This window comes from Pseudomonas sp. G7(2022) (genome assembly GCF_052660475.1).
In genome coordinates, this window is sequence record NZ_CP109659.1 from 125,063 (window position 1) to 141,960 (window position 16,898).

A 16,898-nucleotide genomic window follows, 5' to 3' on the forward strand; every position below is an offset into this window, starting at 1 on the left:
CTGGCTTTTTTATGCACAAGACAAAGGCTTAGAACTGGTAACTGACCGTAGCGGCGACATTGCGCTCTTCGCCCATGTAGCAGAAGTCGAGACTGGCGCAGGAGGCTACATAGGATTCATTGGTCAGATTGTTCGCATTCAGGCGTACGTCGATACCCTTCAAACCGACCTTGCCGAGGTCATAGCCAATCGATGCGTCGAACAATGTGTAGGACGGCACCTTCATGGTGTTCTCTGCATCCGCCCAGCTGTAGCCGACATAACGCACACCACCGCCCAATCGCAGCCCATCAAGCGCCGCACTGTCGAACTTGTAGTCCGCCCACAGCGAGGCCATGTGCCGCGGCGCCTGGGTTGGCGAGTTGCCTTTGTTCTCGATCACGTTTGTCGGGGTGCTCAAGGTGCTGGTCATCGACTTCGAGTACTCGATGTCAGTGAAGGTGTAGCTGCCGAGGACTTTCAGGTTATCGGTCAACTGCATGTGCGCTTCCAGTTCCAGACCCTGAGAGCGGACAGCGCCTACAGCGCGATAGAAGTTTTCCTGCGGCAGTTTGGTTGCCAGGTTCTTCTGGTCGATGCCGAACAAGGAAGCGGTGAACAGATCGTCCGTCCCCGGTGGCTGATACTTCAGGCCCATTTCCCACTGCGTTCCATCGGTCGGTGCAAGAGGATTGCCGGCACTGTCCGCGTAGGAGTTCGGGTTGAACGACTCGGAATAGCTGACGTACGGCGCGAGGCCGTTATCGAACAGATACAGCGCGCCGGCACGGCCTGTGAGCTTGGTGCGTCGATCATTGATCTCGGTGCCGACCGGACGGCCCGCTTCGGCAATACGGTTTTCGTCGGAGGTTTCTACCCAATCCTGGCGCAGTCCCAGCGAGAAGCGCCACTTGTCCATCTCGATCAAGTCTTGCAGGTAAACGCCGGTCTGCTCCAGGCGCCGCAGGTAGCTCGTCTCGCCGTAAGGCGTGATAGCGGAATTGCCATACACCGGGTTGAACGCATTGATCGGCGCCAGGCCGCCACTGGTCCAGTCGACCACGGTTTTGCGCCGCTGATAATCCGCCCCCATCAGCACCGTGTGCCTGGTCGCGCCGGTGAAGAATTCGGCCTGAAGCATGTTGTCGACGATGAACGCGTGCAGACGCTCGTCACCTGCGGTGTAGTAGCGATTCAGTTCGTTGCCGGTCGGCGACGTCCAGCCATAGGCGTACACCTGATCCATGTTCACTTTGGAGTCGAGGTAGCGGAAGTTCTGCCGCGCGGTGAAGACATCGTTGAATCGATGTTCGAACTGGTAACCGAACGACTGCTGATCACGGGAGTAACCATCGATGCCCGGCTCGCCTTCGAAGAAGTGCGGTGAGATGCGGTTGCCGTTGCGCTGATGAATCGTGCCGTCGGCCGGCACGCCGCCGTGGTAGCCGCCATCCGGGTCATGTTGCAGATACGCTTGCAGCGTCAGCGATGTGTCCTCGCTGAAATCGATGCTGACCGTTGGCGCGAGGGCGAAGCGCTTTTCCTTGTTGTGGTCGAATTGCGTGTCGGACTGATCCGTCAAACCGGTCAGACGATAGGCGATACGCTTGTCGTCATCGACCGGGCCACTGAAGTCAAAACCGACGCCGCGCTGGCCTTGAGTGCCAACGGTGGCTTGAACCTGGTGATAGGCCTCGTACAGCGGCTTCTTGCTGGTCAGCGCCACCAGCCCGCCCGGCGAGCTACGACCGTACAACACAGAAGACGGGCCTTTGAGAATATCCACGCGCTCGAGGAAATACGGATCGACCTGCATGGTGCTGTAGGTGCCGCTGTCACCCATGGACTTGAGGCCGTCGAGGTAGATGTTGTCCACCGAACCGTCGTTGAAACCGCGCATCGCCACGTAGTCGTAGCGGTGCGTGGCACCGTAAGGGTTGGTCAGCACGCCGGAGGTGTAACGCATGGCCTGGGATACGGTTTGCGAGCCCTGGTCATCCATTTGCTCGCGGGTGACCACGGACACGCTTTGCGAGGTTTCCAGCAGCGCGGTACTGGTTTTGGTGGCGATCTGGCTGTGCGTCGCATTATAGCCATCCATGCTGCCCAGCGCGTTGCCGAGGGCGAAGCCTTTGATGTCGGTGGTCGGCAGGGCCAGCGCTTCGGTTTCTGCAACGGAGCGCAACACATAGCTACTGCCGTCCTGGCTGACCGCCTCCAGGCCCGAGCCGCCGAGCAAGTGGCTCAGGGCCTGATCGGTCGAATACTCGCCCTGCACACCCGGTGACTGCCGGCCCTGGGTCTGCTGTGGCGTCATCGACAACGTGATGCCCGCCTGACGCGCGAACTGGTTGAGCGCATCGCCCAGTGGTCCGGCGGCGATGTTGTAGCGGTGGCTGCCGACCTCACTGGCGCTCGCCGCGACGCTCAGGTTCGGCAGCAGTCCAACGCCCAGTGCCGTGGATAACAACGCGGCCCGAACAGCGCGGTGCAGCAGGCCCGATTCGACAGTGAAATTCAGAGGGTTCTTACAGGTAACGCGCGCAGTCATTGTAGGTTTCCGTAGGCAGTCGCGAAGGCTGAGTTGAAGTGCTTACTGACTAAGCCGGACTTGCCACGAAAACCCGCCAAAATAATTTCAGGCCACAGACTCCAGCGTCACCCACCAACGGGTGCGATAGCGCAATTGCACCGGCAGGGTCTGCGGCAGGATCGCCAGCAGCTTGTCGGTGTCCTCAAGACGGAACACGCCGGACAGGCGCAAATCCGCAATGTCCGACGCACAGCTCAGAAAACCCTGACGATACCGGCCGACTTCGCCGATGAAGTCGCCCAGCCGCATGTTGCGCGTCACGATCAGTCCGTCGACCCAGGCGCCAGCGTCCATGTCCAACGGTGGCGCCGGTCGAACTCGATGGTGATCGATCAGATAGCTCTGACCGGCGATTGCCTCGGTCGAGTTGCCTGCGGATTGAATCGCGACCCGGCCACTGGTGACGCTCAGGCGCGTGCATCCATCTTCCTGGCGCAGAAGGAATCGTGCCTTGAACGGCTCGTAGCTGCCATGACGGCTCTGCACCTGCAGCGGTCGGTCAAACGTTGCACCTTCATCGGCGCCGCCGCAGGTGACGATGATTTCGCCACGGGTCAATTTGATCAGCCGTTGCTGCGCGGTGTAATCGAGATCCACGCTGCTGGCGGTGTTGAGTTCGATCCGTGTGCCGTCCGGCAACTGGAAACCACGGCGTTCGCCGGTGGCGGTGGTGTAGTCGGCGCTCCACTGTTGCCAGACGGACGTGTCCTTGGCCAGCCATCCCGCCGAACCCATCAGCAGCGCGCCGGACAACAGCTTCAATGCCTGACGTCGGCCCAGACCCTGTGCACTGTTTTCCAGCGTATTGAACGCCACCTGCGCACCGGGCACGGCGCTCAGATTGTGGGTCAGTTCGGCTTGCAGAGACTGCACCCGTTGCCAGGCCAGTTCGTGATCATGGTGCTCGGCGCGCCATTGTTCGCACTGGCGATTCAGGCGCGGATTGCCATGGTTGTTGCGCAGACGCAGGAGCCAGTGAATGGCCTGTCGTACGACCTGCTGCGGCGGCTCGGCGCGTCGGCCAAGCGAGAGGTTATCCACCGGCATCAGTTTTCGTACCGCAGTACGTAGCAGTGATACAGCGCATCGGCGACGTAGCGTTCCACCGAGCGCAAGGACAGGCCCATCTGCTCGGCAATCTGCTTGTGGGTCAAACCTTCGCACTGCGCCAGCAGAAACGCCTGACGCACTTTCGGTTTAAGTCCTTCAAGCATGCGGGCAATGCTTTCCAGCAGTTCGATCACCAGTGCGCGGGCTTCGGCACTGGGTCTCTCGGCTTCGGGCAAGTGGGCGATGGTTTCCAGGTAGGCGCGTTCGATTTCTTCGCGTCGCCAATGGTCGATGACCAAACCGCGAGCGATGGTGCGCAAAAACGCACGGGGCGCCTTGAGTTCGAGACGTTCGGTGCGCTGCAGCAGGCGCACGAAGGTGTCCTGGGCCAGATCCGCCGCATCGGCGGCATTGCCCAGCCTCGCACGCAACCAGCCGTTGAGCCAGCCGTGATGACGACTGTAAAGCGCCTGTACTGCCAACTCAGGTGATGACATGAACGCGACAGCCTGAACGTCACAAATGATAATTAGTCGCATTGTCATCAAGGGGTGGAGAATTTGCAACCGGCGCTGCAAAACAGCCATTAAAAAATGACAGGCGAACGCACTGGCACACCGCCCGGCGGGAATCTGGCAGAAATGCCGTCCATTTCCTACAAAGCGTTAAGTTTTCTCCGAATCGTGCCGACAGACTGGGGAGACATGCGTGCACCAAAGTAGAGCAGCCGTCAGAACGCTGCCTGCGCTGTACATGGAATGTTGCATCCGGAACGCATCCCCACTTTTGGCATAAGAAGTCCCATGAAATGAATCTCAAGTTCAGCCATAAAATCCTGTTGGCCGCCTCGGGCGTCGTGGTCCTGGCGTTCGCGCTGTTCACTTTGTACAACGACTATCTGCAGCGAAACACCATTCGTCAGAACCTGCAGTCCTCCGTCCAGCAGGCCGGCGACCTGACCGCCAGCAGTGTGCAGAACTGGATGAGCGGGCGGATTCTGGTCCTGGAAAACCTCGCGCAGAACGTTGCTCACCAGGGCAAGAACGCCGATTTCCCGGGGCTGGTCGATCAACCGGCCTTCACCTCGAATTTCCAGTTCACCTACGTCGGCCAGGCCAACGGTGTATTCACCCAGCGCCCTGACGCGAAGATGCCGGATGGCTACGACCCGCGTCAGCGTCCCTGGTACAAACAGGCCGTGGCTGCTGACCAGACCATGCTGACCCCGCCGTACATGGCCGCCGTTGGCGGTCTGGTGGTGACCATCGCCATGCCGGTGAAAAAGAATGGCGAGCTGCTCGGTGTGGTGGGCGGTGACCTGAGTCTGGAAACCCTGGTGAAGATCATCAACTCGGTGGACTTCGGTGGCCTGGGCCACGCGTTCCTGGTCAGCGGTGACGGTCAGGTGATCGTCAGCCCGGACAAAGATCAGGTGATGAAGAACCTCAAGGACATTTACCCGAACGCCGGTGTGCGCATCGAGAAGGGCAACCAGAACGTGGTGCTCAACGGCCAGGAACGCATCCTGTCGTTCACCCCGGTCGCCGGTCTGCCGAATGCCCAGTGGTACATCGGTCTGTCGATCGATCGCGACAAGGCCTACGCCGCACTCAGCCAGTTCCGTACTTCGGCTCTGATCGCGATGTTCGTCGCAGTGGGCGCGATTGCGGTGTTCCTGAGCCTGTTGATCACCGTGCTGATGCGTCCGCTGATCACCATGGGCCGTGCGATGCAGGACATCGCTCAGGGTGAAGGTGACCTGACTCGCCGTCTGGTAGTGGAAAGCAAAGACGAGTTCGGTGAGCTGGGCAGTTCGTTCAACCAGTTCGTGGAGCGGATTCACGCGTCGATTTCCGAAGTGTCTTCTGCGACTCGCCACGTACACGACCTGTCGCAACGGGTGATGGCATCGTCCAACGCCTCGATCATCGGTTCCGACGAGCAAAGCGCACGCACCAACAGCGTGGCCGCCGCGATCAATCAGTTGGGTGCCGCCACCCAGGAAATCGCCCGCAACGCCGCCGATGCTTCGCAACACGCCAGCGGCGCCAGCGAGCAGGCCGATGACGGTCGTCAGGTGGTCGAGCAGACGATTCAGGCCATGACCGAGCTGTCGCAGAAGATCAGCCTGTCGTGCACCCAGATCGAAACCCTGAATGCGAGCACCGACAACATCGGCCACATTCTCGACGTGATCAAAGGCATCTCTCAGCAGACCAACCTGCTGGCGCTCAACGCGGCCATCGAAGCGGCTCGTGCCGGTGAGGCCGGACGCGGTTTCGCGGTGGTGGCGGACGAGGTGCGCAACCTCGCTCACCGCACCCAGGAATCGGCGGAAGAAATCCACAAGATGATCACCTCGCTGCAGGTCGGCTCCCGCGAAGCGGTGGCCACCATGAACGCCAGTCAGGCGTCCAGCGAAGAGAGCGTTGAAGTGGCGAACCAGGCCGGTCTGCGTCTGGTCAGCGTGACCCAGCGCATCGGCGAAATCGACGGCATGAACCAGTCGGTGGCCGCCGCTACCGAGGAGCAGACTGCGGTGGTGGAAACCCTCAATGTCGACGTCAACCAGATCAACCTGCTGAACCAGCAGAGCGTGGCCAACCTCAATGAAACGTTGAAGGATTGCGATGCGTTGTCGCAACAGGCCAACCGTTTGAAACAGCTGGTCGACAGCTTCAAGATCTGATCGCTCGCGGTCAAAGCCCGCTGCGGAGCGATCCGCAGCGGGCTTTTTCATGCCTTACACAAACAGCTTCAGCACATTGCCCATCGCATCATCGGCAAACCCCTGCACGAAATCCTTGAACCCCGGCAGCGCCTCGGGGCCGCCGGAGGCGGGTTCGGCAATGATCGTCCAGGTCGCCCGCGACTTGCCCGCGCCCAGCGATTCCACATTCATCGCCGCCCACAGGTTGGCCACGCCCAGCGTGTTGTAGATCGTGGTCCAGGTCATGCTCAGCGCCTGGTCGTCCCGGGAGTTGAGTTGCTCGACCACCACGTTGCCATCCTTGAAGAACTTCTTGCGCAGCGAAGACACGCCTTCGCCGGTCATTTCGATGTGCGACAGGGCCGGGATGAAACGGTCGAAACCGTCGAATTGGCCGACCACCGCCCACACTTGTCTGGCGTCCACCGGCACTTCCACCGAAGACACGACGTGGCAGCCGTGAGGGTTTTTGATCAGGGTGTCGGGTTGAAGATTGCTCATGGTGTTGCTCCTTGGTTGATGAGTCAGATGAAGTTGATTTCTTTCAGGTAGTCGCAGCCGCGACGCAGCAGCGCCGGGGATTTTTCCGGGTAGTGCGCGCCCATCTGCTGCACGCCGGCCTGGGCGTTGGCGTGGCCGATCAGGGAGATGTCGCCGATGTCTTCCTCGAAGCCGTTGAGGTAGAAACCGAGCACGCCGAACAGCGCGTTGTCGGCGTCGACCCGGCCCAGTTGCTGTTGCCAGTCGGCGACGCTGACCAGTGAAAACTCGCTGCCGGTTTCGCGGAATGACGCGACGTAGGCATCCCAGCTCAGAGGCTCCGGGTTGTGCAGGTTGAACACCGCCCGTTCGGGCGAATAACGGCTGGCGTGGAAGGCGATGAAACGGGCGAGAAAGTCCACCGGCATCAGGTCGAAGTTCAGCGCGAAGGCCGGGACCTGGCCGAGTTGGATCGAGCCCTTGAGCATCAGCATCAAACGGTTCTTGTGCGGCTGGCAGACGCCGCTGAGGCTGTTGAAACTGATGTTGCCGGGCCGGTACAGATTGACCCGCACCCCGCGCTCCCGGGCCCGTTCGAGGAGGCGTTCGCCGACCCATTTCGACAGGTTGTAGCCGTTGCGGATGTAGATCGGCGGCGTCGGTGCGGCGGGCAGCTCCAGCACCCGGCCCGCGTCGTCGACGGTGCTGGAGGCCGACAGCGTCGAGACGAAGTTGAACACCTTCTTGCTGCGCCCTTCGCACAGGCGCAGGAGTTCGAAAATCGGCTCGACGTTGTCCGCCGCCAACGACTCGTAATCGAGGACGTGATTGACGTTGGCGGCGTTGTGCACCAACGCGCCGAACTCGCGATCCAGTCGCACGAAGTCGTCATTGGCCAGACCCAGTTGCGGCTGGGTGATGTCCGCCGAATAGACCCGCACCCGACTCAGGTCCAGATGCTCCAGCCGGTTCTCTCGCAACGAATGGGCAAAGCGCTGCGCCGCGGTTTGTCCGCCGCCATCGCGCACCAGGCACGCCACCTCGCTGGCGCCCCAACCCAGCAACGCCTCGACGATGTGCACGCCGACAAAACTGTTGGCGCCGGTGACAATCACCTTGTGCACATCGCCCATGCGGCTGATCGGCAACGGCTCGATATCCAGCGCTCGCTCGGCGTCGGCCATTGCCTGTGCGCTGAGTACCGCGCTGTCGTCGGTGCCGCGCACCAGCGTGGCGAGCTTGGCGATGGTTGGCAGTTCGATGAAGCGGTTGATCGAAATGCTGCGACCGAATTCCTCCCGCAGACGCAGGAGCATGCGCGACAGCAGAATCGAGTGACCGCCGAGATTGAAGAAGCTTTCGTCGGTGGAAATGTCGCTGGTCGGCAACTCCAGCAACTCGCCCCAGATCTCCAGCAGCAGCGCTTCGTCGGCGTTGGCCGGCAGGCATTTCGGGCCGCTGTCCTGCACGCTTACCGGCAGTTCCAGCAAGGCTTTTCGGTCGACTTTGCCGTTGGCGGCGAACGGCATGTTCGGCAGCTCCGTCCACGCCACCGGTTGCATGTAGTCGGGCAAAAACTGCTGGGCATGTGCCTTCAGCGCATCGCGGGCGGCATCCGATTGCGGCTGCGCGAAGAACGCCAGAATCCGCCTTTGACTGTCGATCACCACGGCGATCTGCCGATACAACTGGCTCTCGCGCAGGCAACGCTCGATCTCTTCCGGCTCGACCCGGAAGCCGCGGATCTTCACCTGATTGTCGCGGCGTCCGCACAGCTCGATGCCGTCTTCGCCCCACTTGGCCATGTCGCCGCTGCGGTAGGCGCGCAGACGCTGACCGTCCGGCAGCTCCAGATGCAGATAGCGCTCCGCCGTCTGCTGGGGATTGTTCAGGTAACCCAGGCACACGCCCGGGCCGACGATGAACAATTCGCCCACCGTTTGCTCCGGCACCGGTTGCAGATCGTCATCGAGGATCAGCACCTGACTGTTGGCAATCGGCCCGCCGAGGGTGCGATTGCTGTCGCCCGGTTGCAGCTGTCGTGCGGTGATCAACACCGTGGCTTCGGTGGGACCGTAGAGGTTGTGCAACTTGCCCTGGCGCGTCAGTTGCTCGATCACGAACGGCTCGCAGACATCACCGCCGGTCATGATCTGCCCGACGCTTTGCAGTTGCTCCAGCGGCAGGATGCTCAGCAGCGCCGGCGGCAGGAACGCGTGGGTCAGTTGCCGACGGCGGATCAGCGCCACCAGTTGCAGCGGATCACGGCGCTGGTTGTCGTCGGGCACCACCAGTTCCGCGCCTTCGAGCAGGGTCGGGAAGATGTCGATCAGCGACGAGTCAAAGCTCAGCGACGAGAACTGCAGTACCCGACTCTCTGCCCGCAACTGCACATAGTCGGCGTACCACGCGGTGAAGTGCGCGAGGTTCGCCTGAGTCAGCAGTACACCCTTCGGATGCCCGGTGGTGCCAGAGGTGTAGAGCGCCATGCACGGAGCATCGAGCTCGGGCCGACGACGCATCAACGGTTGCGACAGATCGACGTCAGTGCGGTCGATGCGACAGACATCCAGCCCTGGCATCGAACCGCTCAGCGGGTGTTCGCCATCGTGCAGCAACAGCACCGCCCCGGCGTTTTCCAGGATGTACTGCTGGCGTTGAAGCGGATGGCTGGGTTCCAGTGGCAGATACACCGCGCCGCTGCCAAGAATCGCCAGAATCGAAGCAAACAGCGCATCGCATTTCGGCAGGCAAATCCCTACCACCCACGGTTGCGGCTGTGTCTCCAGCATGGCCAGCAAACGTTGCTGGATCGCCCGGCTGTGATCATGCAACTGGCGGTAGCTGATCGACTGCTCGGCGAGGTGCAGCGCCGGGCGCTTCGCATGCTCGATCAGGCTCTGTTGCAACCGCTCGATCACCGGGATCTGCGCCTGTTGCAACAAGGCCGGGTTGGCCGTGGCATTGAAGCGATGCACATACGCCAGGCTGTCGAGAAACAGCAGGTTTTCCACCTGCTCGAAGTCCGGCGCACGGGCCGTCGTCGCCTGCTGGAAATACTCGGCATCGCGGGAGAAGCGACTGACCAGCAGCGCCACTTCGTCCACCACCTGCGCCAGTGTTCGCTGGCGCAGGGCCTGACCGTTACCGGACGGTTCGTCGGCGATGGGCACGCGGCTCAGCAGTGTCGTGTTGCAGAGGCATAGCAGATCGAGAACCGGCAGTCCGCCGATGCCCGTTGCACCGATGCCCAAGCGCAAGTTCAGGTGCGGTGTCGTGCCGTAATCCTGCGGCGCAAGACTGCCGTCATCGATCACCAGATCCACCGACGGAGCAAACGCCGTCAGCAATGAATGACCGTGTTGTTCGAGCTCCTGCGCCAGGTCGGTCAAGGCCTGGCTGCGGCCCTTCAGCAAAATGTCGAGACGTCTCATGTCAGCCTCCTTGTCAAACCAGGTAGTCGCGCAGGGCGTGCCGTACGCACGGTGTGTCGAGCAGTGAGCTGTTGTGGAAAAAACGCACGATGTTGCCCACCAGCGGGTGGTGGCGATTGATCGGGAAGGCCAGCCCGGCCATCTCGTCTTTCAGGGCGCGGCGGGTGGCATCGTTGACCGGCAAGGCATCGATCAGGCGCAGGTCGAAAGATTTCTGGATGTCATTGGTCAGGTAGTGGCCGATGAACACCGGCAGGATCTGCGCAATACATTCACGATCCGTATCGCTCGCGGTGTGCCAGTAGATGCGCACCATCCGCGCCCAGAAACTCGAGTGCCGACCCTCGTCCAGCAGATGGTCAGCCATCAGGCCCTTGATCGACGGCTTGACCGTGTCGTCCCGGGCGAACGCCGCGACATCGCCAGTCACAGTGTTCTCGGCGATGGCCACGCAGATCAGCTCCACGGCGCTGCGCAGGTGTTCCGGGGCCAGTTCGACGGCGGCCGGAATTGCCCGGCTCAGTTCGATTTCATCCGGCAACTCGATGGGCTCGATACCGGTCAGGGCCACGGTCTGCTGCATGAAATCCATCGCCACCAGCGCGTGGTAATCCTCATCCACGACGACGGTCATGGCGTCGTAACGACAGGCGAACGGGAACGCCAAGGCGAAGCGGTTCTTGGCGATGCTGCGGGCGGTCTTGTCGACGATCTCGGTTTCGAAAATCACCACGTCGTTGATGAATTTGTACAGCGTCTGCACCAGGGCGAAATCACGCTGTTCCGGGCATTCGCGCAGGAAGGTTTCGCTGAGCACCAACGGCTGGCGGCTGAGCGGATAGATCAGCCGCGCGTCGTCCTCCAGCACACGACGCGGCCGGGTGCGAATGGTCGCGCGGCTTTCCCAGGCATCGGCGAAAGACTGGTAGTCGGCGGCGTTCATTGGGCCACCTCCGCCAGCGGTTCACGCATGCTCAGGCGCAGGCCGTCCCACAGGGCGATGCGGCTTTCCACGGCGGCGATGGCGCTGGCGTAAACCTCGGCTTCGCGCTGTGGATCGCCATCGACCAGACGGTCCAGCAGTTGCTCGGCGGCCGGGCCGTGGTCTTCGGAGTCGACCTCGATGTGTCGCGCCAGGTAGTAACGGAAGGTCGGCGCCTGTTCGACGCCAATGCCCCAGGCATCGAGCATGCGCTGGAACATGGTTGGGATCACGCTCTCGCGACCGTGCAGGAAGGCGGCGGCCACGCTGTGCCCCGGCGCATGCAGTGCGGTTTGCAGCGTGTCACGCACGAACTGCGCAGCGGCCGGATCGACCTCGACGCTTTGCAGGGCGACGTCGTAACTCACGCCTTCCTGCTGCAGCATCACGAAGCGCTCCACCGCTGTCGTGTCCGCGCCGACTTCGCGCATCGCATCAAGGTACAGTTCGAAGTGACTGTAATGCCCGTGTGACAGCCGATCGTCCGATTCTTCCCCGAGCACGATTTCGTTGATCAGTCTGGCTGCATGCGGATCGCGCGGCGGCAACCACGGCAGACGAGTGCAAGTCAGTTCCTGCTGCAGGCGTTTGGTCAGTGACATGAAGTCCCAGACAGCAAATACATGGGACTCCATGAACCGGCGCAATGTCGCCAAAGAATCGATTTCGGAGAAGATCGGATGAACGCTGAGTTCGGCTTTCTTTAGTGTAAGTTGCTCTTTGGTTGGCATGGTTGCGAGACTCTGGCTAATAGGGAATAGGGACTGCTCAATCAATCGCTAATAACGTTGAACAAGTTTCTCCAGGCGAACGACAGCCTCATTCGGTTTCGATGAAAACAGGCAATGTCTGAAGGGCCCGAGACAGCAGCGGACGGTGAAACCGTCGCGATCGAGGCCGTACTGCAGGGTTGGGCCGGGTTTGTCATTTCGGATCCAAACTCGGCGAAGAAAAACTAATACATCGCAAAACAACTTAACAAGTTTATTTTTAATTATTTTTAGTTGGCTGTTTTTCAAGTATGAGTGGGTCTGATAAAACTTATGAGTTAAGTTTTATTTGGGCGTAGTTGCTCCTTTCGGCGTTTAATGGCCAAAATTGAACGACAAGAGTGAATGCCTCACTCGAAGCAACTTTCCAATTGAGTAGTTGAATGAATATGAGGGGATGAAGTCGGGCTGTAACGGCGCCGTTTCTTCCTGTTCCCGTGACAAGGCTCCTTCCGTAGGTTCCTGGTGCGGGGACTGCTGCCGGGGCGGCGCGTCCCCGTTCTATATTGGGTTGGCGATCCAAGGGTGCGCGTAAATCGGCGCCGCGGCTATCGTCGAAAATGACTTCCTTGCGGTGCAATTTCCGGGCTGTCCAAAGCAGGGGGGAGGTTAGAGCGAAGGCGCCGAAGTGCCACGGCAATTGAGCGTGACCGGCGTGGGGATTTGTAAGCGGGTTATTCGCCGGGTGAGCAGGCGCTCACCCGGAAGGGGCGTTCAGCGGGCGGTCTTGCGATTTTGAGCGGCGGGGCTGGCAAGGTAACGGGTGATGACCTCGACACCACGGTTGAGGTGCTGCTCCAGCAATGCCACCGCGAGCGGGGTGTCCCGTTGCTTCACGGCTTGCAGCAGAGCACGGTGATCGTCCTGGGAGATCTTGCCCAGGCCCATGGCCTCAAGGTTGAAACGCAGGAAGCGTTCTTCTTCATTCAGGCCGTCTTCCACCAGCCGCAACAGCCGGCCATTGGGCGCCTTGCTGTAGAGCGCCATGTGAAACAGACGGTTGAGCCGGCCGATTTCGGTGTAGTCGTGTTCGATTTCCAGCTCTTCGATGTAGCCGGCCGCGCGCTCGTGATCGGCCGGGGTCAGCAGCGGGATCGACTGGCGCAGTGCTTCGGACTCCAGCAGGATGCGCAGCTCATAGGTTTCGGTCGCGTCGCCCTGGATCAGCGGCGCTACCACGGCGCCTTTGTGTGCAACCACGTTCAACAGGCCTTGGGCTTCGAGCTGACGCAACGCTTCGCGTACTGGCATGCGGCTGACGCCGAACAGGTCCGCCAGATCCTGCTGGCGCACGGCGGTGCCGCACGGCAGGCGCCCGTCGAGAATCGCGGCGCGCAGTGTTTCCTCGATGACCGAGCGCGCCATATGCGCGGGAATCGGCCCGTCGACTTTGATGCTGTGGAGTGGCTTGGGCTTCTGGGTCACAACTGCACACCCTTTGACTGCGGAATTTGGATCCAAAGGACACTAGTGATTGCTCTACAGGTTGTCAAACCGTGTAGAAGAACCCTGTCACATCTGAAGTTTAGCGCGCCAGCGATGATCTCAGGGTGCCATTGTTTTTTGCTCGGCTAACCTTCACCATCAAACGCCTTTCCTCCTGCTCTGGATGCCTTGCATTGGCGGTACGTTTCGCGATCCCACGGATTGCGCGCTGGCTTGCCTGCGCGCTGCTGCTGGCCGGCGTCATGCTGGGCGGTCTGCATGCCGATTGGGATTTTTCCGCGATCAGCCGCAAGGCCACGGCATTGTACGGACCGCTGGGCGCCGGGCAACAACGGATCGACGCCTGGCAGAATCTGCTGGCCACCCAGAAGCAGGTCAGCGAGATGGAAAAGCTCAAAGTGGTGAACCTGTTTTTCAACAAACAGATGCGCTATGTCGAGGACATCGACCTGTGGGGCCAGGTCGATTATTGGGAGACGCCCATCGAAGCCTTGTGGAAAGGCGCCGGTGACTGCGAAGACTACGCGATCGCCAAGTATTTCAGCCTGCGCCACCTCGGCGTGGCCAGTGACAAGTTGCGCATCACCTACGTCAAGGCCTTGCGCCAGAACCGCGCGCATATGGTGTTGACCTACTATTCCAGTCCCGACGCCATGCCACTGGTGCTCGACAGTCTGATCGACCCGATCAAACCGGCTTCCGAGCGAACCGATTTGCTGCCGGTCTACTCTTTCAATGCCGAAGGTCTGTACCTGCCGGGGGCCAAGGGCAACAAAAAGGTCGGCGACACCAAACGCCTGTCACGCTGGCAGGATGTGTTGAAAAAAATGCAGGCCGAAGGATTCCCGGTCGAGACGACTAACTAGGAGCACGCGCTCAGATGTCCTTGTTCAAACAGCTGTTGATCGCTATCTGTCTGTTCCTCGTGGTTGCCTTCACCGGCAGCTTCATGGTCAGCCTGGAGAGCTCGCGCACCCAGTACGTCAACCAGTTGCGCTCCCACGCCCAGGACGCCGCCACAGCGCTGGCGCTGTCGCTGACACCGAATATCGACGACCCGGCGATGGTCGAGCTGCTGGTCAGTTCGATCTTTGACAGCGGTTATTATTCGAGCATCCGTGTGGTCGACCTGAAGACCGATCAGACCATTGTCGAGCGCAGCGGCATTCCGGCCGTCACCAACGTGCCGGACTGGTTCGTCAGACTGATCGGCCTGGAGCCGGCCGGTGGCGATGCTCTGGTCAGCCGTGGCTGGGAGCAGGCGGCGCGGGTCGAAGTGGTCAGCCATCCGATGTTCGCCCTGGCCAAACTCTGGCAGAGCGCACTCGGCAGCCTGGGCTGGTTGCTGGTCTGCGGCGCGGTGAGTGCGGTGCTGGGCGCGTTGTTGCTGCGTCGGCAATTGAAGCCGCTGGATTACATGGTCAAGCAATCCCACGCCATCGCCCGCCGCGAATTTCTCAGCCTGCCGGACCTGCCGCGCACGCCGGAATTGCGCCGCGTGGTGCTGGCGATGAACCAGATGGTCGAGAAGCTCAAGGCGCTGTTTCAGGAGCAGGCCGAGCGCAGCGAAAAACTGCGCACCGAGTCCTATCAGGACAACCTCACGGGGCTGGCCAACCGGCGTTATTTCGAGATGCAGCTGAATGCGCGGGTGAGCAACCCGGAGCAGGCCAGTTCCGGTTATCTGCTGCTGTTGCGGGTCAAGGATCTGGCCGGGCTCAACCAGCGCCTCGGCGGTCAGCGCACCGATGAGTTGTTGAAAGCGGTTGGCGAGCAACTGTCCCGCGAGTGCGCCAGATACCCGGAAACCCAGAACCTTGTTACCCGGATTCGCGGCGGTGAATTCGCCGTGCTGGCGCCGGGGCTGACCCGCGAAGAAGCGCTGCAACTGGCGCAGAGTCTCGACAGTGCGTTGAGCAGCCTGCATGCGACAGGCGCCACCGACGTGGCCGCCGTGGCTTCTATCGGTCTGGCGCCGTTCGCTCACGGTGATTCGCCGCAAGCGGTGCTCAGCCTCGGCGATCAGGCACTGGCCCAGGCCGAAGGTCAGGGCGAGCAGAACTGGGCGTGCCTCGACCAGAGCCTGGTGGCGGAGGTCGGTGACGATCACCACGCCTGGCATCGCTTGCTCGATCAGGCGCTGAATCAGCGGCGTTTCGAGCTGTTCTTCCAACCGGTGGTGGCGGCGCAGGACACACAGCTGGTGCTGCATTACAAAGTGCTGTCGCGGCTGCTCGACGAACAGGGCCAGACCATTCCCGCCGGGCGTTTCCTGCCGTGGCTGGAGCGCTTTGGCTGGACCGCGCGACTGGACCGGTTGATGCTCGAGCGAGTGCTGGAGCAAATGGCCGACCATGCAGAATCCCTGGCGCTGAATCTGTCCTCGGCGACCCTGGCCGATCCACAGGCGCTGAACAAAGTCTTCGAGATTCTGCGCTCGCACTCCAATCTGGGGCCGCGCCTGACCCTGGAAATCGGCGAGGAGCAACTGCCGGAGCAGGCGGTGCTGGAGCAGTTGACCCGGCGCCTGCGCGAACTCGGTTTCTCCCTGAGCCTGCAACGGTTCGGCGGCCGTTTCAGCATGATCGGCAACCTGGCGCGGCTGGGGCTGGCGTACCTGAAGATCGATGGCAGCTACATCCGCGCGATCGATCAGGAGAGCGACAAGCGCCTGTTCATCGAGGCTATCCAGCGTGCGGCGCACAGTATCGATCTGCCGCTGATTGCCGAGCGGGTCGAAACGGAAGGGGAGTTGTCGGTGATTCGCGAGATGGGGTTGTATGGGGTTCAGGGGCAGTTGTTCGGTGAGCCAGCGCCTTGGCGATGAGTCATTGAGATCGCTGCCCTCACCCTAGCCCTCTCCCGGAGGGAGAGGGGACCGACCGAGGTGTCTGGCGCTATACATCGACCTGAAAAATCGAGTCGATTATGGATTCAGCGAAGCTCTTTCACGTCGGCGTACTACCCCAATATCCCACGGTCTGCTCCCTCTCCCTCCGGGAGAGGGCTGGGGAGAGGGCTGGCTTTTGATCTGTACTTACAGGCAAATCAGATCAACCCGCCCTCATCCTCATCGATCAACTGACTCAACCCGCCCAGTGCTTCCCGGGCTTGGGTACGGTCCATCAATTTGGCCTGGGCCGCCGCTGGCAGGTCGGTGACGCGAATCACGCCTTTCTGGGTCAGGACCTGAATCAGGTCGTCGAGTACCCGAATCATCTCCAGGTCGCTCTGTTTGAGCTGTTTGAGGCTGTTTTCCACCGCCGCATTGGCGAACCAGGCCTGGATTTCATGGTGGTCGGCGGGCAGCGTTTCCGTGGCCTCGGCCCAGGCCGCAGCTTCCACGCGAACCAACTGACCCTGTGCATCGCGTTGCACGTAAAACATTGAGCATCCCTCGGAAATGGACCAGCGTCATGCTGTCAGCAGCATAGCCAACTGCAGGGGAGTATGC

At 61.1% G+C, this 16,898-nt stretch carries 12 protein-coding genes; 3 read left to right on the forward strand and 9 right to left on the reverse strand.

Going from position 1 to position 16,898, the window contains the following annotated elements; all coding sequences use genetic code 11:
• Positions 1-28: 28 nt before the first annotated feature.
• The 3 genes from NE357_RS00615 to NE357_RS00625 form a co-directional block, all read right to left on the reverse strand.
• Entirely contained in the window at positions 29-2,530 is a 2,502-nt protein-coding gene (locus NE357_RS00615; RefSeq protein WP_169428297.1) for a TonB-dependent siderophore receptor, read from the reverse strand.
• 87 nt (positions 2,531-2,617) lie between these two features.
• Positions 2,618-3,619: a FecR domain-containing protein gene (locus tag NE357_RS00620; protein ID WP_169428298.1), complete on the reverse strand. Its 1,002-nt coding sequence runs from the start codon at positions 3,617-3,619 to the stop codon at positions 2,618-2,620.
• The gene (locus NE357_RS00625; protein ID WP_169428299.1) at positions 3,619-4,119 is read right to left on the reverse strand and encodes a sigma-70 family RNA polymerase sigma factor; all 501 of its coding nucleotides are present in this window, start codon (positions 4,117-4,119) and stop codon (positions 3,619-3,621) included. Before NE357_RS00625 ends, NE357_RS00620 begins: the two co-directional genes overlap by 1 nt.
• Positions 4,120-4,430: 311 nt before the next feature.
• Between NE357_RS00625 and NE357_RS00630 the strand changes: the two genes are divergently transcribed.
• The gene (locus tag NE357_RS00630; protein ID WP_169428300.1) at positions 4,431-6,311 is read left to right on the forward strand and encodes a methyl-accepting chemotaxis protein; all 1,881 of its coding nucleotides are present in this window, start codon (positions 4,431-4,433) and stop codon (positions 6,309-6,311) included.
• Positions 6,312-6,365: 54 nt separating this feature from the next.
• Here NE357_RS00630 and NE357_RS00635 read toward each other — a convergent pair whose 3' ends face one another.
• From NE357_RS00635 to NE357_RS00655, 5 genes are all read right to left on the reverse strand, one after another.
• On the reverse strand, positions 6,366-6,833 hold the full coding sequence (locus tag NE357_RS00635; RefSeq protein WP_169428301.1) for an SRPBCC family protein: 468 nt from the start codon (positions 6,831-6,833) through the stop codon (positions 6,366-6,368).
• A 23-nt stretch (positions 6,834-6,856) separates the two neighbouring features.
• Complete coding sequence (locus NE357_RS00640) at positions 6,857-10,246, reverse strand: amino acid adenylation domain-containing protein (protein WP_169428302.1); 3,390 nt, start codon at positions 10,244-10,246, stop codon at positions 6,857-6,859.
• 13 nt (positions 10,247-10,259) lie between these two features.
• On the reverse strand, positions 10,260-11,189 hold the full coding sequence (locus NE357_RS00645) for a diiron oxygenase (protein WP_169428303.1): 930 nt from the start codon (positions 11,187-11,189) through the stop codon (positions 10,260-10,262).
• The gene (locus tag NE357_RS00650) at positions 11,186-11,959 is read right to left on the reverse strand and encodes a DUF3050 domain-containing protein (protein ID WP_169428304.1); all 774 of its coding nucleotides are present in this window, start codon (positions 11,957-11,959) and stop codon (positions 11,186-11,188) included. The genes NE357_RS00645 and NE357_RS00650 overlap by 4 nt, the downstream gene beginning before the upstream one ends.
• A gap of 753 nt (positions 11,960-12,712) precedes the next feature.
• A complete protein-coding gene (locus NE357_RS00655; RefSeq protein WP_169428305.1) occupies positions 12,713-13,423 on the reverse strand; it encodes a GntR family transcriptional regulator in 711 nt (236 codons plus the stop codon).
• A gap of 194 nt (positions 13,424-13,617) precedes the next feature.
• Between NE357_RS00655 and lapG the strand changes: the two genes are divergently transcribed.
• Both lapG and lapD read left to right on the forward strand, forming a co-directional pair.
• Positions 13,618-14,310: a cysteine protease LapG gene (lapG, locus tag NE357_RS00660; RefSeq protein WP_119428526.1), complete on the forward strand. Its 693-nt coding sequence runs from the start codon at positions 13,618-13,620 to the stop codon at positions 14,308-14,310.
• Positions 14,311-14,324: 14 nt separating this feature from the next.
• Positions 14,325-16,271 (forward strand): cyclic di-GMP receptor LapD, encoded by a 1,947-nt coding sequence (lapD, locus tag NE357_RS00665; protein ID WP_169428306.1) that lies wholly within the window; start codon positions 14,325-14,327, stop codon positions 16,269-16,271.
• Positions 16,272-16,492: 221 nt separating this feature from the next.
• Here the strand turns inward: lapD and NE357_RS00670 are convergent, their stop codons facing one another.
• Positions 16,493-16,831 (reverse strand): tryptophan synthase subunit beta, encoded by a 339-nt coding sequence (locus NE357_RS00670; RefSeq protein WP_169428307.1) that lies wholly within the window; start codon positions 16,829-16,831, stop codon positions 16,493-16,495.
• Positions 16,832-16,898 lie beyond the last annotated feature (67 nt).

What these genes read in the sequence shown, in the direction of transcription:
- NE357_RS00615 (WP_169428297.1), bottom strand. Translation starts at nt 2,530, where the DNA reads ATGACTGCGCGCGTTACCTGTAAGAACCCTCTGAATTTCACTGTCGAA.
- NE357_RS00620 (WP_169428298.1), bottom strand. Translation starts at nt 3,619, where the DNA reads ATGCCGGTGGATAACCTCTCGCTTGGCCGACGCGCCGAGCCGCCGCAG.
- NE357_RS00625 (WP_169428299.1), bottom strand. Translation starts at nt 4,119, where the DNA reads ATGTCATCACCTGAGTTGGCAGTACAGGCGCTTTACAGTCGTCATCAC.
- NE357_RS00630 (WP_169428300.1), top strand. Translation starts at nt 4,431, where the DNA reads ATGAATCTCAAGTTCAGCCATAAAATCCTGTTGGCCGCCTCGGGCGTC.
- NE357_RS00635 (WP_169428301.1), bottom strand. Translation starts at nt 6,833, where the DNA reads ATGAGCAATCTTCAACCCGACACCCTGATCAAAAACCCTCACGGCTGC.
- NE357_RS00640 (WP_169428302.1), bottom strand. Translation starts at nt 10,246, where the DNA reads ATGAGACGTCTCGACATTTTGCTGAAGGGCCGCAGCCAGGCCTTGACC.
- NE357_RS00645 (WP_169428303.1), bottom strand. Translation starts at nt 11,189, where the DNA reads ATGAACGCCGCCGACTACCAGTCTTTCGCCGATGCCTGGGAAAGCCGC.
- NE357_RS00650 (WP_169428304.1), bottom strand. Translation starts at nt 11,959, where the DNA reads ATGCCAACCAAAGAGCAACTTACACTAAAGAAAGCCGAACTCAGCGTT.
- lapD (WP_169428306.1), top strand. Translation starts at nt 14,325, where the DNA reads ATGTCCTTGTTCAAACAGCTGTTGATCGCTATCTGTCTGTTCCTCGTG.
- NE357_RS00670 (WP_169428307.1), bottom strand. Translation starts at nt 16,831, where the DNA reads ATGTTTTACGTGCAACGCGATGCACAGGGTCAGTTGGTTCGCGTGGAA.